This is a genomic window from Desulfomicrobium apsheronum, assembly GCF_900114115.1.
Classification (GTDB): domain Bacteria; phylum Desulfobacterota; class Desulfovibrionia; order Desulfovibrionales; family Desulfomicrobiaceae; genus Desulfomicrobium; species Desulfomicrobium apsheronum.
In genome coordinates this window covers 1-24,950 of sequence record NZ_FORX01000030.1, presented here as the reverse complement: position 1 = coordinate 24,950, position 24,950 = coordinate 1, and the positions used below count along the sequence as shown (strand labels likewise).

General features: G+C 63.0%; 20 protein-coding genes. 5 read left to right on the top strand and 15 right to left on the bottom strand.

What is annotated here, in order from left to right; genetic code table 11:
• From BMZ40_RS18615 to BMZ40_RS18565, 10 genes are all read right to left on the bottom strand, one after another.
• Window positions 1–413 (bottom strand): hypothetical protein (locus tag BMZ40_RS18615; RefSeq protein WP_143075692.1); only part of this gene is annotated, 413 nt, incomplete at its 3' end.
• Between the two features lie 107 nt (window positions 414–520).
• Window positions 521–751: a hypothetical protein gene (locus BMZ40_RS18610; RefSeq protein ID WP_092378970.1), complete on the bottom strand. Its 231-nt coding sequence runs from the start codon at window positions 749–751 to the stop codon at window positions 521–523.
• Entirely contained in the window at window positions 748–963 is a 216-nt protein-coding gene (locus BMZ40_RS18605) for a hypothetical protein (protein ID WP_143075691.1), read from the bottom strand. The genes BMZ40_RS18610 and BMZ40_RS18605 overlap by 4 nt, the downstream gene beginning before the upstream one ends.
• A 91-nt stretch (window positions 964–1,054) precedes the next feature.
• Window positions 1,055–1,249, bottom strand: coding sequence for a RepB family protein (locus BMZ40_RS18600; protein ID WP_092378963.1), 195 nt, complete (start codon window positions 1,247–1,249; stop codon window positions 1,055–1,057).
• Between the two features lie 39 nt (window positions 1,250–1,288).
• Window positions 1,289–2,524, bottom strand: coding sequence for a tyrosine-type recombinase/integrase (locus BMZ40_RS18595; protein ID WP_177193253.1), 1,236 nt, complete (start codon window positions 2,522–2,524; stop codon window positions 1,289–1,291).
• Between the two features lie 539 nt (window positions 2,525–3,063).
• A complete protein-coding gene (locus tag BMZ40_RS18590) occupies window positions 3,064–3,693 on the bottom strand; it encodes a LexA family transcriptional regulator (protein WP_092379535.1) in 630 nt (209 codons plus the stop codon).
• 725 nt (window positions 3,694–4,418) lie between these two features.
• Window positions 4,419–6,140: a methyl-accepting chemotaxis protein gene (locus tag BMZ40_RS18580; RefSeq protein ID WP_092379529.1), complete on the bottom strand. Its 1,722-nt coding sequence runs from the start codon at window positions 6,138–6,140 to the stop codon at window positions 4,419–4,421.
• 77 nt (window positions 6,141–6,217) lie between these two features.
• A complete protein-coding gene (gene ade, locus BMZ40_RS18575; RefSeq protein WP_092379526.1) occupies window positions 6,218–7,927 on the bottom strand; it encodes an adenine deaminase in 1,710 nt (569 codons plus the stop codon).
• 36 nt (window positions 7,928–7,963) lie between these two features.
• Entirely contained in the window at window positions 7,964–8,833 is an 870-nt protein-coding gene (locus BMZ40_RS18570; RefSeq protein WP_092379522.1) for a lysophospholipid acyltransferase family protein, read from the bottom strand.
• Window positions 8,830–9,432, bottom strand: a complete 603-nt coding sequence (locus tag BMZ40_RS18565; protein WP_177193274.1) for a lysophospholipid acyltransferase family protein — start codon at window positions 9,430–9,432, stop codon at window positions 8,830–8,832. Before BMZ40_RS18565 ends, BMZ40_RS18570 begins: the two co-directional genes overlap by 4 nt.
• Before the next feature lie 169 nt (window positions 9,433–9,601).
• Here BMZ40_RS18565 and yedF point away from each other — a divergent pair, with 169 nt between their 5' ends.
• On the top strand, window positions 9,602–10,231 hold the full coding sequence (gene yedF / locus BMZ40_RS18560) for a sulfurtransferase-like selenium metabolism protein YedF (protein WP_092379516.1): 630 nt from the start codon (window positions 9,602–9,604) through the stop codon (window positions 10,229–10,231).
• Window positions 10,232–10,327: 96 nt separating this feature from the next.
• Here the strand turns inward: yedF and BMZ40_RS18555 are convergent, their stop codons facing one another.
• Together BMZ40_RS18555 and fdhD are read right to left on the bottom strand one after the other, a co-directional pair.
• The gene (locus BMZ40_RS18555) at window positions 10,328–10,795 is read right to left on the bottom strand and encodes a rhodanese-like domain-containing protein (RefSeq protein WP_092379513.1); all 468 of its coding nucleotides are present in this window, start codon (window positions 10,793–10,795) and stop codon (window positions 10,328–10,330) included.
• The gene (fdhD, locus tag BMZ40_RS18550; RefSeq protein ID WP_177193273.1) at window positions 10,792–11,586 is read right to left on the bottom strand and encodes a formate dehydrogenase accessory sulfurtransferase FdhD; all 795 of its coding nucleotides are present in this window, start codon (window positions 11,584–11,586) and stop codon (window positions 10,792–10,794) included. The genes BMZ40_RS18555 and fdhD overlap by 4 nt, the downstream gene beginning before the upstream one ends.
• Window positions 11,587–12,055: 469 nt before the next feature.
• On the opposite strand from fdhD, the gene BMZ40_RS18545 reads away from it, so the two are divergent.
• The 4 genes from BMZ40_RS18545 (at window position 12,056) to BMZ40_RS18530 (ending at window position 17,776) form a co-directional block, all read left to right on the top strand.
• Window positions 12,056–12,460, top strand: coding sequence for a cytochrome c3 family protein (locus BMZ40_RS18545; RefSeq protein ID WP_177193272.1), 405 nt, complete (start codon window positions 12,056–12,058; stop codon window positions 12,458–12,460).
• 1,020 nt (window positions 12,461–13,480) lie between these two features.
• Window positions 13,481–14,203, top strand: a complete 723-nt coding sequence (locus tag BMZ40_RS18540; protein ID WP_092379504.1) for an ABC transporter ATP-binding protein — start codon at window positions 13,481–13,483, stop codon at window positions 14,201–14,203.
• Window position 14,204: 1 nt separating this feature from the next.
• Window positions 14,205–16,568 (top strand): ABC transporter permease, encoded by a 2,364-nt coding sequence (locus BMZ40_RS18535; protein ID WP_092379500.1) that lies wholly within the window; start codon window positions 14,205–14,207, stop codon window positions 16,566–16,568.
• On the top strand, window positions 16,565–17,776 hold the full coding sequence (locus BMZ40_RS18530; protein ID WP_092379498.1) for an efflux RND transporter periplasmic adaptor subunit: 1,212 nt from the start codon (window positions 16,565–16,567) through the stop codon (window positions 17,774–17,776). The genes BMZ40_RS18535 and BMZ40_RS18530 overlap by 4 nt, the downstream gene beginning before the upstream one ends.
• An 824-nt stretch (window positions 17,777–18,600) precedes the next feature.
• Here BMZ40_RS18530 and BMZ40_RS18520 read toward each other — a convergent pair.
• From BMZ40_RS18520 to BMZ40_RS18510, 3 genes are read right to left on the bottom strand one after another with little or no spacing between them, the layout of a single operon-like run.
• Window positions 18,601–22,104 (bottom strand): ATP-binding protein, encoded by a 3,504-nt coding sequence (locus BMZ40_RS18520; protein ID WP_092379492.1) that lies wholly within the window; start codon window positions 22,102–22,104, stop codon window positions 18,601–18,603.
• A complete protein-coding gene (locus BMZ40_RS18515) occupies window positions 22,101–23,348 on the bottom strand; it encodes a metallophosphoesterase family protein (RefSeq protein ID WP_092379489.1) in 1,248 nt (415 codons plus the stop codon). The genes BMZ40_RS18520 and BMZ40_RS18515 overlap by 4 nt, the downstream gene beginning before the upstream one ends.
• Window positions 23,349–23,385: 37 nt before the next feature.
• Window positions 23,386–24,762, bottom strand: coding sequence for a YdgA family protein (locus tag BMZ40_RS18510; protein WP_092379486.1), 1,377 nt, complete (start codon window positions 24,760–24,762; stop codon window positions 23,386–23,388).
• Window positions 24,763–24,950: the final 188 nt, after the last annotated feature.

The following is a 24,950-nucleotide window of genomic DNA, read 5'->3' as shown; positions in this document are numbered from 1 at the left end:
GCTTCCACATAGGACAGCTCTTCAAGCTCGCTCAGTAGTGCATATCTCAAATTAACGTCCAGCTCTTTCAAGAAACCTTCGACGTCCTCTTCGCTAAGGTCTTCCCACCAGTCCAACACGGAAAAACACGCGGCCAAAGCATTTGAGAATGGACGCACGAACGGCTTTGATTCGTAGAACTCCATTGCATGAAGAATGTCGCTTGTGTTTTCTGCCTCAAAAAGAAGGCTGAAGTCTTCGCCCCACGCTGCAAGTTGTCCCTGCAACACGGCCACCTCACGGCGAATTAGCAGTTTGAAGCCTTCAAGGTCTCCGGCCCTTGCGTTGTTACCCAAAATCTCGATAACGTGCTCAATCTCGAAGGTGTCCGTGTAGAACGCGGGCCAGGACTGCCCTTTCTGCTTTGCGCTCATGCTGCCCCTCGCCCCGGTAATAAATCCAGGGCCAGGCGCAACCGGGGCAGGTCATGCGCTTTTCGGGCCGGGTAGCAAATCCGGTCCTAGGCCCTGGAAAGAATGGGCTATTCCTGCGGCTTCTCGGGCTTGACCATATCCATGGCCAGGTCAACACGTTCGCTGATGAACTGAACGGATCTGGAAACAAGGTCCAGGCCCGCATGGGCCGCCTCCGGGTCCGCCGTCACTCGTTCGGGTGTCCAATGGGCGATATGGCCCGCCATGGCTGTGAGGGATGCGTGGACGGCCTGAAGTTCGGCCTGGGCAAGGTTCATGCGCAGTTCGTTGATTGTCATGACCGCACCTCCAGCCGCATCTGAGCGATAGGGTCCACAAGGGCTTCGAGTTGTCGAATCATGCCACGGAGCACGAGGGCCTCGCTCAAATTGTCGTCGTGGTCCTCCAAGACGTTGGCGAACCAAGAGAGTTGACCAATGACCATGACCAGTTCGGTTTCAACGCAAACCTTGCCTTTCTCAATGCCGTTCAATACTTGTGCCGTACCCATGATGAACCTCCTATCGGTTCGTTGTGGTAGGCCCTGGCCGGTGTTGGTAGCACCTGTCCGGGCCGCTTTTGTTTTGAGTCCATGATCCATGTCAGGACTCGGAAATATCGCCTTCCTTCGCGGCCTTCTCGCGTACCAGCTTCTCAATCATAGGCCCTTGCGTCATGCCGTAACGCCTGCAAAGGGCCTTGAGCATTTCCGCCGATTCGGGGCTGATCCACAGATCCAGCCGATGAAGATCCTTCCGTCTCTCTCGAAGCCTTGCTTGTCGTGTTGCGCCTGTCATGGTTCACCTGTTACCCGGTGACGCTTGAGCCGTCAACCATTATTCGCCCTTCAAGTTGACCACGCGGGAAGGTTTGAAAAGTTCGTCGCTCAGTCCGCCCAAGGCCCTGCGCATGGTGTCGGTCTCGCCCTTGGCATACCTCAAGGCCATGACCGGGGAGGACCACCCGCAAAGTTTTTGCAGGTCAGGCATTGACGTGCCAGCCTTGGCAAGCCGCGTTGCCGCCGTGTGCCTCAGCGTATGAAAACAAACGCGGTCACGCTTGCCCCGGCCTTCGTTCAAGCCCAAGTCCGCCACGGTGTCCCGGAATGGTTGTGGCGGTTGCGTGTAGGGCTTCCCGGCACCGTTCAGGAACACAGGCCCGGCAAGGCGGCCCTGACTGCGTAGGTCGCTCAGAAAGGCCACCAGGTTGTCTGGCAAGGGAATGGTCCGGTCTGTCCCGTTCTTCGTGTTCCTGAACAGGGCCTCACCCGCGCCCAGGTCAACGTCCTTCCATTCCAGCCCGGCGGCCTCGCCAAACCTGCACCCAGTCATGGCGGCGAACAATGTGATCGCGTAGGCGTTCTGGTCGCGTTCGGACAGAATGGAGAGGATCTCTTGCAACTCCTGGCCGGTCAAAACTCGCGTCCTGCGATTGCCACCTTTGCCTAAGGTCGCCCCAACGTCACGGGCTTGGGGCGGGGGACTGGGGACCAGCTTGCGGGAATAGGCGAAGCTCAAAACCTGCCTGAGCACGAGCGCCGCGTATTGTCGAGTTCTGGGAGCAAGGCCCGCGTCCACCAGCACGCCCATAAGCCGATCCCACTGGTCAGCGTCGATATCCTTGATCATCACGTCACCCAAAACCGGCTTCAGCCAATGCTCAAACAGGCCCTCTTCAGCCGTCCACGAGGTCTCTTTTTTCTGGTCGGCCTTGAGCAGCTTGGCGACGGTCAGATAAACCGGCCAGTAGTCGGCAAGGGTCACGTTCCTGGACTCTTCCAGCTTCCGCTGGCGTTCGGCGTCGGCCTTGGCCTGGGTCGCCTGTTCGCGCTTCTCTTCCAGCGTAGCAGGGCCTTGCCCCGTCCTGTGCGCTTCCTTCAACTTGGATCGCTCGGCAATGGCCCGTTCGAGGTTCCAGCCTTCGGACCACCAGCCAAGACCCTCTTCCCTGGTCTTGCCGCCTAGGGTGTAGCGAATAGAAAAATACCTGTCCCTGCCCACGCCATGCTTCCGGGTAGGGTGTTCGTAATACCTGATGCCCTTTTCACCTGTCGGAATCCACTTGACGGCCATACTCTCTCCCAGTTCTCTCCCAGTTTTTTGCATGAAAGGGGGTGTTTATTCGTGAAAGTTCGTGATAATCAAATGCTCTTTTAAGCAAGGCGTGTCAAGGGTTAAGGCGTAATTATGTGAGGGTTCGTGAAAGGTCGTGAAAAGGCATTTTTGCGACTACGAATCAGTAGGTCGCATGTTCGAATCATGCCGGGCGCACCACTTGAGAAACAAAGGAGCAAACACTGTTTGCTCCTTTTTTCTTGCCCTCTTCACAGGCTCCCAGAGGACTCGTTCGTAAACCGGAGTCCAGTCCGCCAAACCCTTCAAGGCCAGCTCTGTCCTACCTCAATTCGTTTATATCCAGATGCTTCCCGCACGACGGGCAGCGCATCGGGGAACCGAAACGCGCATTGACCCGGTACACGTGCAGAATTCCATTTTTCGTGATCACGTACGCCACCAGAACCGGATGTCCACATTCACAAAATCGCTGTTGCATGGAAGGCCTCCCATTTATTGAGAATTAACTTTTGTTAATCAGCCCGGCAAAAAAATTTCTAGGCGTAAGCCCGGCTGCTCCACAAAACACGGCCAATGACTCTCAAGGTGTCGATCTCGTCGCCTTGCAGGGTGACCGGCGAATAGCGCTGATTGGTGCTGAACAGAACCACCAGCCCGGGGCGGACCTGAATGCGCTTGACCTGGATGCTGTCCGCGAGGCCGACGACATAGAGGTTGTTGTCCGCGACCTGGTTCTGGCTCTGGTCGATAAGAATGTTGTCGCCCGGTTCCAGTTCCGGAGACATGCTGTCGCCGATGACTTCCATGGCGACCATCTGCCCGGGATTGCCCTTTTTGCTCAGCCAGGAACGGTCAAAGGGCAACTCGTCAACGATCTTGTCGCTCAGTTCGAAAGAACCGCCACCGGCACAGGCCCTTGCGGCGACCTTGGGCACGAGCAGGGTGCTTGCCTGCTCATTCTGATAAACGGGCCCTGTCCCGGTCTTGAGCCAACCCGGATTTACGCCGAAAGCGGCCGCGATGGTCAATCCCCAGGATTTGGGCACACCTCTGCCCTTGGCCATGGTGATGGCGGCAGGGTCGATGCCAAGCAGCGCGGCCAGCTCCTTTTGGGTGGAGATGCCGGTGGTCTTGGCCACCCTCTGGAAGAACTCATCAAATTTCATGTCCGGATAATTAACAAAAGTTAATCAGATGTCAAACCTTTTTTTACCAATTCTTACCAGTCTGCACGCCACGACAAATACACACAAAACCACAGGGACTTACAACAAAACTACGCCGCTACTCTTACACACACCACCAACCCGCCTTTCCAAACCCCACCAAAAACCGTCCACACACCGCACCAAGCGGTCCGGTTCGTCCCGGTCAAGGCGCGCCGACTGTCTGATTGAGCCAGGCATCGTTTGCTGAATCGTTGCCAAACGTCCGGCCACGGCCTTGCGCGCCACCACGCAACGGTTCAGAATTACGAGGCCCGCGAAAGAGTTTCGGCGGGTCTTGACCGGGGCGGACCGGATCGCGGCCGCCCTGCCCCCACCCTCTTCATCCTCCAAAAAATTCCACCACCAATTCGCCCTTCCAAACCCCACCAACAACCGCCCGACACACCGCACCAAGCGGTCCGGTTCGTCCCGGTCAAGCCCCGCCGACTGTCTGATTGAGCCAGGCATCGTTTGCTGAATCGTTGCCAAACGTCCGGCCTCGACCTCGCGCGCCACCACGCAACGGCTCAGCATTACGAGGCCCGCGAAAGAGTTTCGGCGGGTCTTGACCGGGGCGGACCGGATCGCGACCGCCCTGCCCCCACCCTCTTCATCCTCCACAAAAAGCCCAAAAAAAAACGCGCCCCGAAAGGCGCGTTTCACAAACACTGAAGAAAAAACTCCTAAAGCTTGAACTTCTTCACCAGCTGTTCCAGGGCTCCCGCCAACAGGGACAGGTTCTCCGAACTCTGCTTGAGTTCGGTGCTGTTGCCCGAGATATGCCCGGAAGCGTCGCTGACCTGAACGATGTCCTTGGCGATTTCACCAGTGACCATGGAGGCCTGGGACACGTTTTCGTTCACTTCCTGGATGCCAAGGGAAGCCTGGCCGACGTTTTCGGCGATCTCCTTGGTGGCGGCGGACTGCTGTTCCACGGCGGCGGCGATGGTGGACACGAAATCGCGCACTTCACCGATGACCGCCATGACCTGAGCGATCTCCTCCACGGTGGCGGAGGTCGAGGTCTGGATGCCTTCGATGCGCTGCCGGATCTCGTCTGTGGCCGTGGCGGTCTGGTTGGCCAGTTCCTTGATCTCGTTGGCGACGACGGCGAAGCCCTTTCCGGCATCGCCTGCCCGGGCCGCCTCGATGGTGGCGTTCAGGGCCAGCAGGTTGGTCTGGGACGAAATGGCGTTGATGGCCTCGGTGACCTTGCCGATTTCCCTGGCCGCCACTCCGAGCTTGTCCACACGTTCCGAGGCCGAGGTGGCCTTGTCCACGGCCCGCATGGTCACCTCGCGGGTCTTGTCCGTGGTTCCGGCGATCTCGCTGATGGTGGAACTCATCTCCTCAGCTGCGGCAGCCACGGTGCCCACGTTCACGGAGGCCTGTTCCATGGCTGCGGCCACGGTGTTCATGTTCGCGTTCATCTCTTCCGAGGCGGTGGCCACGGTGTTGGACTTCATGGACAAATCTTCCGCGTTTTTGAGCATTCCGTCGGACATTTTCTCCAATTCCGCCGAGGAGCCCATGAGCACCTTGGCCCGCTGGGTGATCTCAGTCACGATGCCCCGCAGGCTGGACGCCATGTTGTTCAGATCCATCTGCATCCGGCCCAGCTCATCGCCGCTGTCGATCTTGAGCTCTCCGCTCATGTCGCCCGTAGCCATGCGCTTCAGAAATTCACCCGTGGATCGCAACGGTTTCAGGAGACTGGCCCTGACCAGCAACCAGCCGAGCACGCCCAGGATGATCAGGATGCCGAAAGTCCATCCGCCCACGCTGAGGGCGGCCATTGTCACGGCCTCGTTCGCTTCCTTGAGGGAGGAGATGATGACGAACGCTCCGTGAACCTCGCCGGGCTTCCAGCCTTCCTTCACGCCGCCCGTCGGATCCTTTTCGCCCTTGGGATCGCCATGGCAATACATGCAGTCCTCGGAGAGGCGGATGGGCTTGAAATAGAGCAGTCGATCCTTCTCGACGATGACTTTCTCGGCCAGATTCGTGCGCGAGAACTCGGCCAGGACTTCCCTCTCCAGGGCGTTTGGCGCATTTTTCGGATTGCGCGGGCTTTCCTTGGGAACCCTGAATTCGTAGCCGGCCTCGGCCGCCTTGGCTGCGGCCGTGTTCATGGACGTGACGATGGGCACGGCCTGAAGGAGCTTTGCAGGATCGCTACTCAGTTCGTCGAGGGGCCGAAGCACTCCGACCTTGTGCTTGTGCGCCATGTCCTCGCGCACCGATTCGGCCATCATGACCACGGACCGGCTTTCCTTCAGTCGCCCATTGATCGCCGCCTCCTGGATATCGCTGATGTGCAGATAGGCCATGACGACGGCCAGCAGGATGGGACCACAAAGGATGATCAAAAGCACCTTCCAGGTCAGGCTGAGGCGATACCACATTTTTGCTCCGAAATTCATTTAGAGGTGAAATCACAACAGATTGAAAATACATCGGCACGGCCGACAACAGCAAGAAATTATTCAGATAACGAGGTGAAAGCAAAATCCTCCACGTCCACCAGCCCCTTGTCCGTCAGGCGCAGACGGGGAATGACCGGCAGGGAGAGGAAGGAGAGCTGCATGAAAGGATTGATGTTTTCCGGGCAGCCGAGTTCCCGGGCACTGGCGTTCAGATGATCCAGCCCGGCCGCGACGGTTTCGGGGTCCTGATCGCTCATCAGTCCGGCCAGGGGCAGGGGCACCAGATTGAGCACCCAGCCGTCGCGCACGCAGACAAATCCGCCGCCGCAGTCGGCCAGGGCACGCACGGCCAGGATCATATCGCTGTCCGAGACGCCCGCCACGATCAGGTTATGGGAATCGTGGGCCACGGTGCCGGCTATGGCGCCGCTTTTGAGTCCGAGCCCCCGCACCAGCCCGAGCCCCACCCCGCCGCTGCCGTGATGCCTTTCGAAGACGGCCAGCTTGGCCACGTCGGCATCCGGATCAGCCATGATCTTGCCGTCGCGGACCAGAGGCTCGACCATGTCCATCCCGGTCACAATCTGTCCCGGAATCGTGCGGATGACACGAACTTTCTTTCCGTCGGCCGGAGCGGGCATGTCGAGGCAGGAGGGTTTCACCTCGTCCAGGTGCACGCTTTTGGTCACGACACGTTCCGTGGAGGCGGGTCGCCAAGACTGGGGACTGATGGCCCGACCGCCGAGGTAGGTCTGAAAAATGGAAAAGGACTCAAGGTCGTCGAGCAGCACAAAATCGGCCCGGTAGCCCGGCGCCACGGCTCCCCTGTGTCGCAGGCCGAAATAACGGGCGGTGTTGATGGAGGCCATCTGGATGGCCCGCATGGGCGCAAGCCCCCGGCTCACGGCCAGGCGGATGGTGTGATCCAGATGCCCGTCACGCAGCAGATCGTCGCAGTGGCGGTCGTCTGTGACCAGGGAGCAGTTCTGGCTGTTGAAGTCGTTGATGAGCGGCAGGAGGTCGAACAGGTTCTTTTCGGAGCTGCCCTCGCGGATCATGACGTGCATGCCTGCGCGCAGTTTTTCCTGGGCCTCCTCCAGATGACAGGCCTCGTGATCGCTGCCGGGTCCGGCCAGGACGTAGGCGTTGAGGTCGAAGCCGGACAGGCCTGGAGCGTGCCCGTCGATGGGGCGCCCCTCGGCCACGAAGAGCTTCCCCATGACCTGCGGGTCCTGATAGAGTACGCCGGGATAGTTCATCATCTCCGCCAGCCCCAGGATGCGGTCCGGGTATTCCTTGAACATGGCCGCGATGTCCTGGGCGGTGATGACCGCCCCCGCGGTCTCCAGATGCGTAGCCGGGACGCAGGATGGCATCATGCAGCGGATATCAAGCGGCAGGTCGCGGGTAATCTCAAGGAGCCACCTGATCCCGTCCAGTCCCAGGACGTTGGCCAGCTCGTGCGGGTCGCAGACGACCACCGCCGTGCCGTGGGCAGCCGCCACCTGCGCGAACCGGACAGGGTCGAGCAGAGTGGACTCGATGTGGATGTGCCCCTCGATCAGGCCCGGGCAGAGGTGACGGCCGCAGGCATCGACGACATCAAAGGCCTCGTATTCGCCAAATCCGACAATCACTCCATTCTTCACGCCAACGCTGCCGGGATGAATTTCCCCGGAGAGGACGTTGACCACCTGACAGTTCCGGACCAGCAGATCCACCGGGGCCTCGCCCCGGGCGGCATGTAAAAGGCTGTTCATGGGCATGTGTTCACCTCGACTCGTTTTGAATCCGACATTGGCTTACGGCTGGGTTTTCCAGCGTCGATGCATCCAGAACCATTGCTCCGGGTAGCGCAGCACCATCTGTTCGACGGCCCCGGTGTAAAAACGGCAGATCTGCTCGATCCGCTCCGCCCTGCTGCCCTCAAGAACGGCCGTGTCCAGGCAGGGCAGGGTCACGGCCCGAAACCGCCCCTGCGGCAGGCGGATGAGGAAAAAAGGCCAGACTTCGGCCTTGGCGCGCAGGGCCAGAATGGCCGGGCCCTTGTTCACCGCCGCAGTCTTGCCCAGAAAGGGCAGAAACTGCGCCTCGGCGCGCTTGCAATTGTGATCGACCAGAAACGCGCAGAGCCCACCGCGACGCAGTTTGCCCAGGGCTTCGGTCGCGGCCTCGCGATGGGGGAGCACCCGGATCTTGCTCTGAGTGCGCATGTGCATCAACAGATCGGCCAGGGCGGCATCCTTGGGCAGCCGGGCCACGACCTGGCAATCGGTCTTGGTGTTGAAGCGCTTGAGCACGCCGCCCAGCAGCTCCCAGCATCCAAGATGCGCGGTCACTCCCACGACGGGACGCAGCGTTGCGCCCATGCGCTCGAAGAGATCCGGATTCTCGTATTCGATGCGCTCCTCCAGAAAACGATGATCCATGTAGCGGGCGTGAAAAAGCTCCAGAAAGGAGCAGGCGCTGTGCCGAAAACTGGCCTTGGCGAGTTCTCTGGCCTCACTTTCCCCAAGGCCGAGGCGATCGCGCATGCAGGCCGTGGTTTCCTTGCGCCTTGAAGGCAGGACGGCCCACATGAGTTTGCCGATACCGTTTCCCAGGGCATGCAGCCGCTCCAGCGACAATGACGTGCCCAGGGGCAAAAAAGCGTTGTAAGCTATGTGTCTCACAGGTTTTTTCCAAGAGAGTTCATGATCTGTTCAAGATGTTCGCACTGCTTCCGCATTTCTTCGGGATCATCCAAAGGCTCCGGCAGGAAAACTGGATCGCCGTAGATGATGGTGCATCTGGAAAACGGCCACGGCAGTTGAAATTTGTCCCAGGCGCGATGAAAAACCTTTGCCCGGCTCATGACAGCCCGCACCGGCACGATGGGCGAACCGGCGTGCCTGGCCAGGAACAAGGCCCCCGGCTTGACCTTGTGACGCGGTCCGCGCGGTCCGTCCACGGTGAAAATGATGCCTACGCCCTGCTCGTCCATGACTCGCTTGGCGGCGATCAGGGCGCGCATGCCGCCGCGCGAACTGGAACCGCGCACAGTCATGAAACCGAAACTCTCCAGCACCCGGGTCAGGATCTCCCCGTCCTTGCTCTGACTGACCACACAGGCCATGCGCTCACCGGCATGGGCGGGAATAAGGGGAAAAATCTCATCGTGCCAGAGCATGATCACTGGACGCTTGGCGCGCAGCTCCGGATCCGTGAAGACATCGGTATTGATCCGCTCCACACGCAAGGTCAAGTGCCACAGACGCACAACAAAAGCCAAAACGGCACCAATCAACCTGGGGGAAACGGGAATCCGCACCATGTATCTCCTCATGTAATCGGAATGGAATCGAATTTTTCGATGGAAAGATAAAAAACGCATAGGTTTAAACGATTTGACCGGAACCCGGGTGCACGACAATCATCCTCAAAAAAAAGGGAGTCTCACCATGCCCATAGTTCTCAATTGCGAAAACGAACCATGCCCCAACCCCGTATTGCGTTGCAAGCGCCTTCTGGACGAGCAAACGCCCAAAATGATGGAAGTCATCGTCGACAACGAGGCAGCCATGGACAACGTCAGCCGCTACCTGGCCAGCAAAGGCATGCGCATAGACGAGACGCGCAAGGACGGCACGCTTTGGACCATCAAGGCTTCTTCACAGGATCCGCAGGCCGCGCAGGCCCCGCAGGCCTCGCAGGCCCCGCAGGATGGTCCGGAGAATGCGAAATCTCCCGACGCGTCCAAAATCCTGGTCTTTCTCACGGCAGACACCATGGGTGTGGGAGATGACACCCTGGGTTCCAGGCTGATGGGCAATTTCCTGAACACCCTGCCGGAGCTTGGCGATACGCTGTGGCGCATCATCATGGTCAACGGGGCCGTGAAACTCGCCACGGCAACAAATCCGGCCGTGGAGGCGCTCAAGAAACTGGAGGCCGCGGGCGTGTCCATTCTGGTCTGCGGCACCTGCTTGGAATTCTTCAAGCTCATGGATCAAAAGGCGGTCGGGCAGGTCACCAACATGCTCGACGTGGTCACCAGCCAGCAGGTGGCCGACAAGATCATCAGCTTGTAGGAGATGACCAAAAATTCAGTGTTCCTTCCAGGCAGTAGAAAAGGAATGGATCCCCTTCTTCAAGGGGATGACGACTTTTTGCAGTGACATCTTCGTTCATGAAGCGGGACTGTCTGGAGCTGATGATATCTTCATTCCTCCTTTTACCAGCGGCAGTCCCGCCTCTTTCCAGGCCAGAATCCCGCCGCGCAGGTCGTAAACGCGCCTGAATCCCAGTTCGTCGGCCATCCGCAGCACGTGCGAGCTGCGATTTCCGCTGCGGCAGTACAGGAAGATGGTCGCGTCGCGGTCCAGTTGTGCGAAACGCTCACCAAAATTGGGGGAGTGGTAGTCAAGCAGTACAGCGCCTTCGATAAAGCCCTGGTCGAATTCCCCCGGTGTGCGCACGTCGAGAATGACAAAATCGGGGTTGTTCGTGTTTTGGCTCATCAGGTCGACGGCGGCAGCGGGTTCGAGCAGCCGTTCATCCTGGGTCAGGCATCCGGTCGAGAAGACGAGCAGAATCCAAAAAACGGCCGCAAACACGCACTGCTTGCCCACGAACCGGGTTGCGCGGCGTTTCACAGAATTCGCTCCGGAGCCGAAAAAATGGAAAAGCGATTCTGGCGGGCGAAGCCGATCAGGGTCAGGTTCATTTCCCGCGCCAACAGCACGGCCTGGTGAGTCGGCGCGCCCAGGGAAACAAGAACGGAGATGCCTGCCCTTCTGCCTTTGTGTACAATCTCCGAGGAAATGCGCCCCGAGGTGATCATGACCGTGCGCCCCAGGTCCAAGCCAAGGGCCAGGGCCCTGCCCACGACCTTGTCGGCGGCGTTGTGACGTCCGACGTCGTCGCGGATCAGTTCCGGATCCTGTCCGTCCACGCTCAGCGCCACGGTATGCACGCCGCCCGTGGCGTGGTGCAGGTCCGAATAGCGGCGGAACCAGTTCGCAAGCTCCTGGACGCGCCCGGCGGGGAGGGTGAACCCGGAAGGCATGGGTCCGCTTCCGGCCAGTTCCAGGGCACTGGCGAACATGACCCCCTTGCCGCAGCCCGAAGTGAAAGTGCGTCGGGAGAGTTGCTCCGGGTCCACTTCACAGGCAAGGCTGACACGCACCGCCCAGACGGCCGAATCGACCTCGGAGCCCAGAAAATCCTCAGGCCGGGCCAGTAAGCCCGAAGTGTGCAGAAAGCCACGCGCCAGATCGTCAAGATGTTCGGGGGTGCACATCAGGGTGGCGATTTCCGTATCCCGGGTCATGATGGTCACGGGCACTTCCGTGGCCACGACATCGGTCTCTTGCGCGAAACCGGCGGCCGTGACCTTGACGATATCCATCTGCACCAGAGGCTCTAAAGGCTGGGGGTCTGCCATGGGGACTCCTGAAGAAAAATTGAAGAACTCCGCCGTGATCATCCGGAGGAGGCAACCCGGAACGACGAAAAAAGATCGCCAAGCACGGGGAATGTCCTACTTGCCGCCCGTCTCCTGTCAAGACGAAGAATTGCATTTCCGCGGGACACATTAAGCCAATGCACCACGTCGACACCCTCTTGAAGAAGGCCTTTCATGTCTTTTCAACTACCTGAAAAGAATGGATTCCAACTTTCGCGAAAATGACTCTTCACAGCATCGCCTCACTGTTGGCAACAGCCAATCGTAGCAAACCCGAGCGCGAGCTTCCGCTTCGTGACAAAGTTCACATTTGAGTCCTTGCCCTCCAGAAGCTAAGAATATAAAAGAAAACTTTACCCGAGGGACACCCTGACCCGCTTTTATTTCCCCCACAACGGGAAGGAAAAGGGGCATGGGGATCAGATCTGGAACATTCAAGGAGGAAATGATGAACCGTCTTCGTACGCTGGCCCTGGTAGGACTGATGATCTTAGGCAGCGCCACGATCGCCCTGAGCGAAACTTTCGAGATCCCCGAGAGCGTGACCATGAGCCCCAAGCAGTTTGAAGGCTACACGCCAAAAAAAGGGGATGTGACCTTCAATCATGCTTCGCACATGGATATCGCCTGTCAGCAGTGCCATCATACCGTGCCTGACACCTATACCATTGAAAGCTGCATGACCGAAGGCTGTCATGACAACATCAAGGAACGGACGGAAATTTCCTCGGTCTACCGGACCTTCCACACCACCAAGGACACGGAAAAAAGCTGCGTCGGCTGCCACCGCGAGCTCAAGCGCCAGGGCCCAAGCGACGCCCCCCTGGCCTGCAACAGCTGCCACGTGCAGTAATCCTTCCACGCCCCCGGCTGCCCGGGGGCGCTTCTTTCATGCTCCTCATCTTGTCGCCTCGATGAGACATTCGTGAATCGAAGACAACTTCGGACTCACATCTCACGTCATTCCCGCGCAAGCGGGAATCCACGCCTTGAACTGACGAACCTTGAAAATCGGGGGATGGATCCCCGCCTGCGCGGGGATGACGCACCCACCACGACGCATAGTCTCCCGGATGCCGCCGGATGGCTCCCCGCCTGCGCGGGGATGACGCACCCACCACGACGCATAGTCTCCCTGATGCCGCCGGATGGATCCCCGCCTGCGCGGGGATGACACCGAGGTGAGCGCAGACTTCTATCAAATACCCAGCCATCACACCCAGTCCCCACGTTCTCACTCCCCGACTCTTCAACCGCTCCGCCCCTGCGCAAGCCCGAGCGGCGCGCTTTGTTGCGGCAAGGGCCGTCGACTGTCTGACTGAGCCAGGCATCGTTGGCTTCCCCGTCGCCTCTCGCGCCGCCTCGTCCTCCCGTCCCGCCACGCGACGGGGAAACCCTACGAGGCCCGCGAAGGAGTTTCGGCGGTCCTTGCCGCAACAAAGCGTGACGCGACGCCCCGGGACCCCTCCTCCCTCCATCCAATCTCAACTCAACCATCGATATCACAACCAAATATACAATCATCGCACTCAAACACCATGTTCTCCCCCCCCCGACTCTTCAACCGCCTCGCCCCTGCACAAGCCCGAGCGGTCTGTTTTGCGCCGGGAAGGGCCGTCGACTGTCTGACTGAGCCAGGCATCGTCGGTTTCCCCGTCGCCTCTCGCGCCGCCTCGTCCTCCCGTCCAGCCACGCGACGGGGAAACCCTACGAGGCCCGCGAAGGAGTTTCGACGGTCCTTGCCGCAACGAAGCGTGACGCGACGCCCCGGGCACCCACTCTTCCACCATCCTCCGCATCCCCCTGCAAAATTGACCTCAACCCCCCATTCATGCTTCAGTAATACCGCATCAAAAAAACACGGAGCCCCCCCATGACCACGCCTCCCCCCTCCCCCCTCATCCGCGCCCTGGACCTGACCAAGGTCTATTACCCCGGCGCGGCAGTGGAGGTGCGGGCCCTGGGCGGGGTCAGCTTGGACCTCTTTCCCGGCGAACTGGTCGTGCTCCTCGGCGCGTCCGGCAGCGGCAAATCGACCCTGCTGAACATCCTGGGCGGCCTCGACACCCCCACCAGCGGATCCCTGTCCTACCGCGGGCAGGACCTGACCGGCGCCGACGAAACAACCCTCACCGCCTACCGCCGCGAAAACGTCGGCTTCATCTTCCAGTTCTACAACCTCATTCCCAGCCTCACGGCCCGCGAGAACGTGGCCCTCATCACCGACATCGCCGACGATCCCATGGACCCGGCCGAGGCCCTGAACCGGGTCGGCCTGTCCGGACGCATGGACCACTTCCCGTCCCAGCTCTCGGGCGGCGAGCAGCAGCGCGTGGCCATCGCCCGCGCCATCGCCAAGAACCCCGACGTGCTCCTGTGCGACGAGCCCACGGGCGCCCTGGACGTGCGCACGGGCATCACCGTGCTCTCGGCCATCGAGCGCATCAACGCGGAGCTCGGCACCCTGGCTGTGGTCATCACCCACAACGTGGCCATCGCGGACATGGCCGACCGCGTCATCCTGCTCTCGGACGGGCGCATCACGGACATCCGCGCCAACGCGACCCGCCGCCGGGCGGAAGAGCTGGAGTGGTGACATGCGCGCCCTGAACGTCAAACTCCTGCGCGACCTGTGGTCCATGAAGGGGCAGATGGCCGCCGTGTCCCTGGTCATGGCCTGCGGCCTGATGGTCATGATCATGGCCCGCGGGCTGGTCATGTCTTTGGAGACGGCCCGGGACGAGTACTACGCCTCCCACCGCCTGGGCCACGTCTTCTGCGACCTCAAGCGCGCCCCCAACGCCATCGGGACGCGCCTGCGGGAGATCGACGGCGTGGCGTCCCTGGAGACGCGCATCAGGGGCGCCCTGACCCTGGACCTGCCCGGCCTGCGCGAACCCGCCGACGGCCTGGTCCTGTCCCTGCCCGACGGCCGGGAGACGGAGGTCAACCGCCTGCACCTGCGCCAGGGGCGCCTGCCCGAGCCCTACAGCCCGGACGAAGTCGTGGTCAGCGAACCCTTCGCCAAGGCCCACGGCTTCGTCCCCGGCCACACCCTGGAGGCCACCATCTACGGGGCGCGGACTACGCTGCGCATCGTCGGCGTCGGCATGTCGCCGGAGTACGTGTACGAGACGCGGCCCGGCGAGACCGTGCCCGACAACCGCCGCTACGGCACCTTCTGGATGAGCGAAGGGTCCCTGGCCGACGCCTTCATCCTCAAGGGCGCCTTCAACAGCGTCATCCTGACCCTTGCCCCCGGAGCCGAAACCGGTCCCGTGAAGAAGGACCTGGACCGCATCCTGGCCCCTTACGGCGCGCTGGTAGCCTTCGACCGCTCGGAGCACGTCTCGACCAAGCTCATCGACGACCGCATCGCCATGCTCAAAGGGTTCGCCATCGCCTTCCCGGTCATTTTCCTGTCCATCGCCGCCTTCATGACCAGCGCGGCCCTGACGCGACTGGTCCGCCTGCAGCGCGAGCAGATCGCCCAGCTCAAGGCCTTTGGCTACTCCTCGGCGGACGTGGGGCTGCACTATTTCCAATTCGCCCTGGCCGCCGTCGTGGCCGCCACCCTGCTGGGCTCCGTGGTCGGCCTGTGGATGGGGCAGAATCTGGTGGAGATCTACCGCCGCTTCTTCCAGTTCCCGAACCTCGCCTTCCGTCCCGACTGGTGGGCTCTCGGGCTGGCGTTGGCCGCCAGCGCCGGGGCGTCCTTCATCGGTGTGCTCGGGGCCGTGCGCCAGGCCGTGAAACTGCCCCCGGCCGAGGCCATGCGGCCCGAGCCTCCGGCGCGCTTCGAGCCGTCCGTCCTGGAGCGCATGGGCCTTTTGCGCCTGCTCTCGCCCACCCAGCGCATGGCCCTGCGCAATCTGGAACGCAGGCCCTGGCAGGCCTTCTTCACGGCGCTGGGCCTGGCCATGGCCACGGCCATCCCCATCGTGCCCGGGGCCATGGGCGACGGCATCGACTACCTCATGGACTTCCAGTGGCGGCTGGCCCAGCGCCAGGACGCCACCGTATCGCTCATCGAACCCGCCTCCCCGTCCGCCCTGCACGCCCTGGCGGCCATGCCGGGAGTGCTGCTCGCCGAGCCCTTCCGCGTGGTGCAGGGACGCATCGTCAACGGCCTGCGCCAGCGCCGCGTCGGCCTGACCGGACGGCTGCCCGACGCGCGCCTGAACCTGCTCCTCGACGACAAAGGGCGTGCCGTGGACCTGCCGCTGGCGGGCCTGCTCCTGTCCCAGAAGCTGGCCGAGGTGCTGGAGCTTGCGCCCGGGGACCCGGTGCGCATCGAGGTCCAGGAAGGCCGACGCCCGGTGCTCGAGACCTTCGTGGCCGGGACCATCACGGACTTCGCCGGGGTCGGGGCCTACATGGACTTTTACGCCCTGGGGCGGCTCATGGGCGAGGAGCGCGTCATCAGCGGCGCGCACCTGACCCTGGACAACACGTACCGGGGCGAGTTTCTGGACGCGACGGCGGACACCCCGGCCATCGCATCGGCCGTCTTCACCTCCTCGGCCCGCGAGAGCTTCCAGCTGGCCATGGGCGATATGATGGGCGTGGTGCAGGCCGTCTATTTCGGCTTCGCCGTCATCGTGTCCTGCGGGGTGGTCTACAACGGGGCGCGCATCGCCCTGTCCGAGCGCACCCGCGACCTGGCCACCCTGCGCGTGCTGGGCTTCTCCGAAATCGAAACGACCATGATCCTGCTCTCGGAACTCATTTTCCTGACCCTGGTGGCCCTGCTGCCGGGGCTTGTGATCGGTAGCGAGATGGCGCGGGTCCTGGTCCTCACGGCCAACACCGAGTCCGTGCGCATGCCGCTGGTGCTGACCGGCAGGGCTTACGCCACGGCCGTACTCATTGTTCTCTCGTCGTCCATGGCGTCCTTCCTCGTGGTCGGACGCCGCATCAGAAAACTGCAACTCCTCGCCGTACTGAAGGCTCCCGAATGAACACTACGCGCAGGCGCCGTCCGTGGCGCATCCTCCTTTTCGTCCTTCTGTGCCTCGCCCTGGCCGCCCTCCTGATCACGGGCTTCTGGCCCGCGCCTCTGCCCGTGCAGACGGGTCGGGTGGCCAGCGCGCCCATGACCGTCAGCGTGACCGAGGAAGGCAAGACGCGCATCCGCAGCCGCTACGTGGTCTTCCCGCCCACCGCGGGCTTCCTGCGACGCGTGGAGCTGCGCGCCGGGGCACGGATCCTGGCGGGCCGGACCGTGCTGGCCGTGCTGACGCCCGAGGCCTCGACCTTCCTGAACCCGCGCTCCCGGGCCGAAGCGCAGGCCAGGCTGGACGCGGCCGTAGCCGCCGAGCGCGTGCGCCGGGCCGAGCGCGAGCGCGTGGCCACGAGCCTGGAGCTGGCGCGCACGGACCTCGCGCGCCTGGACGTCCTGCTGAAAAGCGGCGCCGTGGCCCGGCAGGAATGGGACAGGGCGGAGAATCAGGTGCGCGTGCTGGAGCGGGAGCTGCAGGCGGCGACCTTCGCCCTGCAGGTGGCCGGACACGAAGCCCGCGTGGCCCAGGCGGCCTTGAGCCGGGGCGCCGCGCCAGGCCAGGACGAGGTCGTGCCCATCCTGGCCCCGGTGGACGGGTACGTCCTGGCCGTCATGGAGGAGAACGCCCGCGCCGTGGCTGCGTCCACGCCCATCATGGAGGTCGGCGACCCGCGCGATCTGGAGATCGAGATCGAACTGCTCTCGACCGACGCCGTGGCCGTGACGCCCGGGGCCGAGGCGGCCATCGCGCACTGGGGCGGCCAGGGGGAGCTGCGGGCCAGGGTGACGGTGGTGGAGCCCGGGGGGTTCACCAAGGTCTCGGCCATCGGCGTGGAGGAACAGCGGGTCAAGGTGCGGGCCGAGCTCATGGACGAACTGCCGCCGGGACTGCTTCTGGGGGACCGCTACGGGGTGCAGGCCAGGATCGTCACCTGGCGCGGGGACAAGGTGCTGCAGGTGCCGACCGGAGCCCTGTTCAGACGCGGGAACGCATGGATGGCCTTTGTGCTGGAGGGGAGCAAGGCGGTGTTGCGTACGGTGGAGGTCGGCCACGAGAACGGCCAGGCCGCCGAGGTGCGGGACGGGCTGAAAGAAGGCGAACGGGTCATCCTGCATCCGCCGGACACCCTCGCGGACGGGATGCGGGTCAGGGAGGAGGGGCAATGACCGGCCGCAACTGCTTGTAGCGTTCAGAAAGCATGGTTCCCCGCCTGCGCGGGGATGACACGTTGGTTTCGCGGGCATTCGGAGCAGGAATCGGAATATGGCGGATGCCTACCGTCCCGAATCCGATCTTTCCCCCGTCCCGCCCAACGCCCGATCTTTCCCCCGTCCCGCCCAACGCCCGATCTTTCCCCCGTCCTGCCCAACGCCCGATCTTTCCCCCATCCCGCCCAACGCTCGATCTTTCCCCGTCCCGCCCAACGCCCGGTCCGAGCGGGTCGGGCGGTCTTCGGCGAGGGCCATCGACTGTCTGACCGAGTCAGGCATCGTTTGCTTCCCGGCCGTGTCACATTCGAAGCGCCGCCCATTGACTAAAACTCAAGGCCGGGAAGCATTACGAGGCCGGCGAGGGAGTTTCGACGGCCCTCGCCGGAGACCGTCCGACACGCGGCCGCGCTGATACAGCCCCATCACGCCCGGGAAAGGATTCTCAAAGAAAGTGACGTCACTGCAAAAAGTCGTCATCCCCTTGAAGAAGAGGATTTACGCCTTTCTAAGTATCTGAAAAGAATAGATTCCCGCCTTCGCGGGAATGACACTCAGGTTCATCCACGACTTTTTGCAGGTGCGTGAGAAAGTGTCACATTCGAAGCGCCGCCCAATGACCAAAACTCAAGGCCGGGAAGCATTACGAGACCGGCGAGGGAGTTTCGACGGCCCTCGCCGGAGACCGTCCGACACGCGGCCGCGCTGATACACCGCCCTCTTGTCCGGAATCTGTCAGGAACACCGATGCACCCCGACGCCCCCTCCGCACGTTCTCTAAACTACAGCCCGTGCACGAACACCCGGTCTTCCATCCCCATCTTCCGTGCCATGTCCGCGATCTGGGCCTGGTGGGTGAACATGATGATCTGGTTGAGGCCCGCCATGCCGGCGAACACTTCGAGGGTGGCCCTGGCGCGCTCTTCGTCGAAATTGATGAGGATGTCGTCGACGATGAAGGGCATGGCCTCCGTGCTCTGCAGACGCAGTTGCAGGCTGGCCAGGCGCAGGGCCAGGTAGAGCTGATCCCTGGTGCCGGAGCTCATGCCCTCGACCCGCACCAGAAACCCGTTTGAACGCACGCCCATGAGAACGGGCCTGTCGCCGTCGTCGATATCCGCCCGCAGCGCGGCGAAGGAGCCCAGGGTCAGGTCCTTGAACAGGCCGGAGGCGATAGCCAGCAGCGGGTCCTGGTGGGCAGCCCGGTAGCGCTCGATCTCTGCGCGCAGCACCCGGGAGGCGAGCTTGAGCCGGATGAAGCTGTCCGTCAGGCGCGCGATGCGGGCCAGAACCTCCTGCATCTCCTCGGCGATGCGCGCGGCGGCGTCATCGCCGTTCATGCGCGCCAGCTCGCTTTTTTCCTGGCCCACTCGCTCCGCCAAAGGCCCGGTCCGCGGCCTGACCTCCTCATCGAGCTCCGCGCGCAGGGCCACGATCCTGCCGGGCAGGGCATCGGCGTCCTGTCCGGCGGCCAGCGCCTCCAGATCCTGCAGGGTGCCGCCCTCGGCCATGCCGGCCAGGGTCGATTCAACCTCGTGCAGCTCCCGGCGCACCTCGGCATACTCGGCAAAACGGCGCTCGGCCGCGTCCATGCACTCGTCGTCCGCGCAATGCGACTGCAAACGCAGGGCGGCCATGCCTTCGTCCAAAAGCCGCAGCTCCTCGCGCAGGACGCGGGAAGTCTCGTGCAGGGCGGCCTTTTCCTGGGCGTGCCGCATGGAGACAGCCTGGTCCCGCACGGCCTGGGCCAGAAGGCCCTTGAGCCGCCCCACCGTCAGCGCCGCATCGAGCTCCTTTTCGTCCGGGGCGATCAGGGCGGCGAGCTCGCGCACGCTGTTCTCGAAGGCCCGCGCGTCGCGCTCGATGCCCTTGAGGCGCTTGCGCAGCACATCCTCTTCGTGGAGCTTGGCCAGGCACTCCTGCACCGTCTCCACATAATCGGAGGCCTCGTCCGGGGACGCGCCGCCAGGCAGGCCAAGAAATCCGAGGGCCTCCTCCCAGGCCTGCCGCCACTCGTCCAGATTCAGGCGGGCGGTCTGCACGCCCGCCTCGGCCTTGCTCCGGGCCGCCTCCAGCTCGCGAACCGACCTGACCAGGGCTTCGCGCCTGGAGTTGGCTTCGCGCAGGCTCTCGACCACGGCCTGGGCCCGACGCACCACCGGCTCGATCCCTGTTCCGGGTACGGACGGCTGCTCCTGCGCCGCCGCCAGCTCCCGCAGCAGCTCAGCCCGCAATTCCTGCTGCCGCGCCTGCCCGGCCCGTACCTCGGCCTCGATTCTGCCGAGTTCCTCGACCTGCAGGCGCAGGGCCTCGAAATTGCCCAGCCAGGCCCGCATCTCGCGCGGGCCAAGGGGGATGATCGAGCTTGCGGCCCACTGCTTGCGCCAGCGCGCCAGAAGATCCTCACGCGCCTGGCGCGAGATTTCCGACCTGCGGCGCGACTCGTCCAGATTCCGGCTCGCGGCCTCGATCCCAGCCAGAAGCTGGCCGTGCTTCTGCACCCGGTCCGCTTCGCGGTACATGCGGTCGGCGGTCTGGTCGGCCAGCTCCACGCTCTCTTCGTACGCCTCGGGCAGGGGCTGCTCAGGCGCATAGAGAAGGCTTTCGCCCGTCACGTCCTCCCCGTCGAGCCAGCACCGGCGCAGCAGCGACCAGCCCTGTTCGCGGCGGGCGCGGCAGCCGGCCAGCTCGGTCTCCGACGGGACCACGGAAGCGTGCTCGATGGCGCGCAACTCCCGGTTCAGGTTGGCCAGCTCCTGGCTCAAGCGCTCCTCTTCGACGGAGTGCCGCCGCAGCTCCTCGTCCATCACTTGCAGCGCCTGTTCAAATTCATTCACGGTCTCGGGCAGCGGCAGGCGGACTCCCGCCACCTCGTCCAGGGTTCCGTCCCACAGCCCGAGGCGCTGCAAGGCGGCCTGACAGGCGTCCCGGACGCGCAGCAGGTCCGCCCGGCGGCGTTCCAGCTCGCCGTCCAGATCACCGGCTTTCAGCACCAGATTCAGGGCCTGGATCAGGTTCCCGGCCTCGGCGGCCGGACCCGCGGCGGCCAGTTCGGCCTTCCTGCCCTCAAGCTCGCGCTGCAGCTCGCGCAGGCGCTGTTCGGCCTGGCGGACCTCCTGCAGCACAGCCTCGCGCCGCTGCCCAAGGGTCTGGACCGACTTGCGCCTGGCCAGCCCCGGGCGCAGGCTCTCGGCCTGCCCGACGTCGAGGTCCGGCCGGATGCGGCGCAGGAGCTGGGCCGCTTCGGTCTTGTAGGCCACGCGCATGCCTTCGAGGCCGGGGTAATCCTTCTGGCCCTTGCGGTACTCGCCCAGACGCTGATGCAGATCCTCGATGTCGTCGGCATGGTCGAGGACCGCCTGGTTCAGGCCGGCGGCAACCTGCATGCCCTCTAGCTCGGCCAACCGCTGCAGCGCGCCTTCCAGACGGACCTTGGCCAGACGCCGCTCTTCATCCAACTGCCGCCGTCTGGCGCCGAAATCATCGGGCAGGATTACAACCTCGCCCATAGCTTGAAGTTTTTCGAGCGCCAAATTTCGCCGTCCCAGATACGGCAAGGCCCGGCCCAGGCGCTCAAGCCGGTGGATCTCGCGCTCCAGCTCAAGGCCCCGACTGGTCAAAACGCGCAGCTCCTCCTCGGCCTGGGCCAGGGCCTGGCGGTGCCTAGTCCACTCCTGGCTGCCCAGGCTGACCTGGCGCAGGCGCGACTGCAGCTCCTTGTAATGCGCGACGGCCAGGCTGATCTCCCGGCTGGTGCCCCGTGGCCGGAACAGCCCGTCGGCCTCGCGATCAAGGCCGTCGATGACGGCCCGAAGGGACGCAAAGCCCGCTCCGGCCGAGAACAGGGCCTGCCCGATCTCGCCTTCCTGGTCGAGGATACTCTGCCCTCCCTGGACAAGGGTCTCGTGGTTGATGCCGTACATGCTGGAAAAGAGGTCCTGCCCCAGCCCCTGCAGGTACGGGGCGAGGGCCTCGGCGGGGAGGGGCTGGTCCTGGGCGTCGAAGAGGTCATTCTTGTTCTTCTTGCGCCGGTAGAAACACAGCTCGTCGCCGTCGGCGCGCTGCAGGCAGCCCCCGACCAGCAGCTGGTCGTAGGCGTGCAGAAAATTGTCGCCCGTGCGGAGCGGGAACCCGTAAAAAAGGGCCTGTAGCGCGCGCATGGCGCTTGATTTGCCCGCCTCGTTGGGACCGTGGACGACGTGCAGCCCGGGCAGGGCCGAATCGAAATCCAGCACACGGTCGCTGAACGGCCCGTAGGCCTTGAACTCCAGGCGTTTAATCTTCATGCGCCCTCCTGCAGCCTGGCCATGAGCATCTCCCGAACCTCGTCGCGCAGCATGGCCAGCCCTTCCTCGTCAGGGCCAAATGGATCGGCGTCCCCCAGCAGCTCGGCGGGAAGCTTGGAGCGCAGGGCCTCGAACTCGGGCACCATTTCCGTGAGCGGGACCGAGTCGAGGCGCAGCTGCGCGATGGCCTGCACCAGGCCACCCAGCGGGGAATCGGCATCCGGTGCGTCGCCGCCGGAAGCCAGGGGTTTCGTGGCGATACGCAGCTTTTCGAGCCACACGTCGCCCAGGTCTGCGGCCATGACGCGGAAGTCATCACGCAGGCGCTCCTCAAGGCGATGCAGCTGTTCATGCAGGGCGCTGCGCCCCTCGAGCACGACCCGCAGCGCCACGGGACGGCCTTCGGCGTCGCGCCGCTCACACTCCATGGCCTCGCGCACGCGGTCGGCCACGGCTTCGATGCGCTCGCACGGCGAAAGGTCCACCCGGCAGAGCGCAAAGCGCAAGACGTCGAGGCACCGGAATTCCGCGTCCGTGATCCGCCCGTCCTCGACGGTGACGAGCCTACAGCCCTTGGCCCCGGCTTCGCGGATGTGCCGGGCCTGGATGTTGCCGGAAAAGACCACCCACTGATGGGTCTGCACGACCTCGCCCTGGTGCACATGCCCCAGGGCCCAATAATCGTAGCCCTTGGAGGCCAGGCCTTCCAGGGTGCACGGGGCGTAGGGCTCGTGCCCGGCGCGGCCGGTCAGACTGGTGTGCAGCAGGCCGATGTTGCACAGGCCGGGCAGAGCCTGCGGATAGGCGCGGCTCAGGTCCTCGGTCACGCTGCGCCCGGCGAAGCTCTGGCCGTGGATGGCCACGCCCAGCTCATCGAGCACCTTGGTTTCCGGTTTCTTGTGGGAGAAAATAGTCACATTGTCCGGCAGGCTGAGGGCGCGGGTCAGGGAGCTGGCCGCGTCATGGTTGCCGGAAACCAGGAAAACCCGGATGCCCGCCTCGCGCAGGCGGCCCATGCGGTGGGTGAAGTACAGGCCGGTGTTGTAGTCCTTCCAGTCGCCGTCAAAGAGGTCCCCGGCCAGCAGGACAAAGGCCACGCCCTCATCGATGGCGAGGCTGACCAGATTATCGAAGGCCCGCCGCGCGGCCCCGCGGATCTGCTCCACGGGGGCGTCGGGGTAGGATTCGAGGCCCCTCAGGGGGCTGTCGAGGTGGATGTCTGCGGCATGAATGAAGCGGAACATGGGTCATCCTTGAAGAAGTTTCGAGGCAGGCCGCCCGTCAGAAGATGGGCATGTCCTGTCCGTTCACGGTCAGCTTGCCGCTGGCGAACATGGCCTGGGTCTTGATGATGCCGTCCTCGCGCACGATCAGGTTGCGCGCCAGCAGCGGCTCGATCTGTTCTGCGTAGCGCAGCTGCACCAGGGTATCGAGATCACCCTCGGTCTGTTCGTTTTCCAGAGCGATGCGCAGCAGGCCCTTGAGCAATTCCTCGTGCACGGCCATTTGCGCGGCGGCTTCAAGATGCTGCAGGAGCATGAGCGGATTCAGCGCGGCCTCGGCCCCCGGAGCCAGCAACTTGAGGGAAAAGGCGCCCGTGAAATCACCCATGGGCGTGGCCACCCGCAAATGCGGCATGTTCAGTTCCGGCGTTCCGGTCAGCATCTTGGCAAAGAAAGCGGCATAAAGTTCTCCGACCCTGTCGAAGAACATCTCGGACTCCGTGTCGGCCATAGTGTGGTAGAGCTGACGAAGGCCGGCCTGGAATTCGCTCAGAGCCACCGCGTCGATGTTCCTGCCCGTCAGTTCGCAGGAGGCCGGGCCATAGGCCGTTCCGCCTACGTCAACGCTCTCAAGGCCGACAACCTGCGAGCAATGATACAGGGCGCCGTCACAGCTGCTGTTGGAGGATACACGCAGATCGCGCACCGTGATCGCGTCCCCTTCCGCCGGAGTGATGTTCATGGCCGAAACGCCCACCGTGGCCTGACCTGCATAGACAAAAGGCAGCACCTCGATCATGTCGAAATCCGACGACAGGGCATCAAGTTCCATGTTCCCGTCCGCGGTCTTCAGCGCCAGACCCGGCATGGCCAGCTCGCCGCGCAGGGCGCGGGTGGTGGGGAGATATTCGCCCTTCAGGGCAAGGCCGCCCCAGGTGACATGCTCGCCGTCCATGTCCCTGTCGATGGCGGGGATGAGCACATCGCCCGAGACCTCGCCGCCGAAACCGACACGCACCTCGGAAGTGGTTTGCGCCAGCTCGGGGAGCCGGGTGAAAAGGGTCTGTCCCACTCCTTCGGCAGCCAGAGGTTCAACAGTGCTCGTGATCCTCATGATCCCCGGCTTGCTGAAAATGTTACCGCCCTCGCCCGTCAAGGGGCCATGATGCAGGACATGACCGACGACAAAACGCAGGATCTCATCGTCGTTCGAATCGGTCAGGGTCCCGGGAACCTTGAGTTCAACCAGGGTCTGAGCCGTGGAGGTGAAGAAGCCACGCTCGTAGCGCTGATTTGAGAGCGAGAGAAATCCATACCGCTCGTATTCTTTAACTGCTGAAAAATACTGCTCCCGGGCCTGGCCCCCAAGCATGTATGCGGCTCCCGCATAGGCGCCAAGGGCCAGAACTATCAAAAACAACAAGAACTTCTTCACACAACCTCCAGGCGTGCTCGCCGGATAATGTCACCATTCAACGCCACAGCCAATCTGCTGGCACATCATGCTCAAGAAAACAACACATATCAAACACTTCGGGGCGCGCTAAAATCAGTTAACCGTAAGGGTGGGCGCTTCAATGAGGCCGGGGCATCGGAGCCCCGGAAATGAAGTGGAAAACATGA

What these genes read in the sequence shown, in the direction of transcription:
- BMZ40_RS18610 (WP_092378970.1), bottom strand. Translation starts at nt 751, where the DNA reads ATGACAATCAACGAACTGCGCATGAACCTTGCCCAGGCCGAACTTCAG.
- BMZ40_RS18605 (WP_143075691.1), bottom strand. Translation starts at nt 963, where the DNA reads ATGGGTACGGCACAAGTATTGAACGGCATTGAGAAAGGCAAGGTTTGC.
- BMZ40_RS18600 (WP_092378963.1), bottom strand. Translation starts at nt 1,249, where the DNA reads ATGACAGGCGCAACACGACAAGCAAGGCTTCGAGAGAGACGGAAGGAT.
- BMZ40_RS18595 (WP_177193253.1), bottom strand. Translation starts at nt 2,524, where the DNA reads ATGGCCGTCAAGTGGATTCCGACAGGTGAAAAGGGCATCAGGTATTAC.
- BMZ40_RS18590 (WP_092379535.1), bottom strand. Translation starts at nt 3,693, where the DNA reads ATGAAATTTGATGAGTTCTTCCAGAGGGTGGCCAAGACCACCGGCATC.
- BMZ40_RS18580 (WP_092379529.1), bottom strand. Translation starts at nt 6,140, where the DNA reads ATGTGGTATCGCCTCAGCCTGACCTGGAAGGTGCTTTTGATCATCCTT.
- ade (WP_092379526.1), bottom strand. Translation starts at nt 7,927, where the DNA reads ATGCCCATGAACAGCCTTTTACATGCCGCCCGGGGCGAGGCCCCGGTG.
- yedF (WP_092379516.1), top strand. Translation starts at nt 9,602, where the DNA reads ATGCCCATAGTTCTCAATTGCGAAAACGAACCATGCCCCAACCCCGTA.
- fdhD (WP_177193273.1), bottom strand. Translation starts at nt 11,586, where the DNA reads ATGGCAGACCCCCAGCCTTTAGAGCCTCTGGTGCAGATGGATATCGTC.
- BMZ40_RS18545 (WP_177193272.1), top strand. Translation starts at nt 12,056, where the DNA reads ATGAACCGTCTTCGTACGCTGGCCCTGGTAGGACTGATGATCTTAGGC.
- BMZ40_RS18540 (WP_092379504.1), top strand. Translation starts at nt 13,481, where the DNA reads ATGACCACGCCTCCCCCCTCCCCCCTCATCCGCGCCCTGGACCTGACC.
- BMZ40_RS18535 (WP_092379500.1), top strand. Translation starts at nt 14,205, where the DNA reads ATGCGCGCCCTGAACGTCAAACTCCTGCGCGACCTGTGGTCCATGAAG.
- BMZ40_RS18530 (WP_092379498.1), top strand. Translation starts at nt 16,565, where the DNA reads ATGAACACTACGCGCAGGCGCCGTCCGTGGCGCATCCTCCTTTTCGTC.
- BMZ40_RS18520 (WP_092379492.1), bottom strand. Translation starts at nt 22,104, where the DNA reads ATGAAGATTAAACGCCTGGAGTTCAAGGCCTACGGGCCGTTCAGCGAC.
- BMZ40_RS18515 (WP_092379489.1), bottom strand. Translation starts at nt 23,348, where the DNA reads ATGTTCCGCTTCATTCATGCCGCAGACATCCACCTCGACAGCCCCCTG.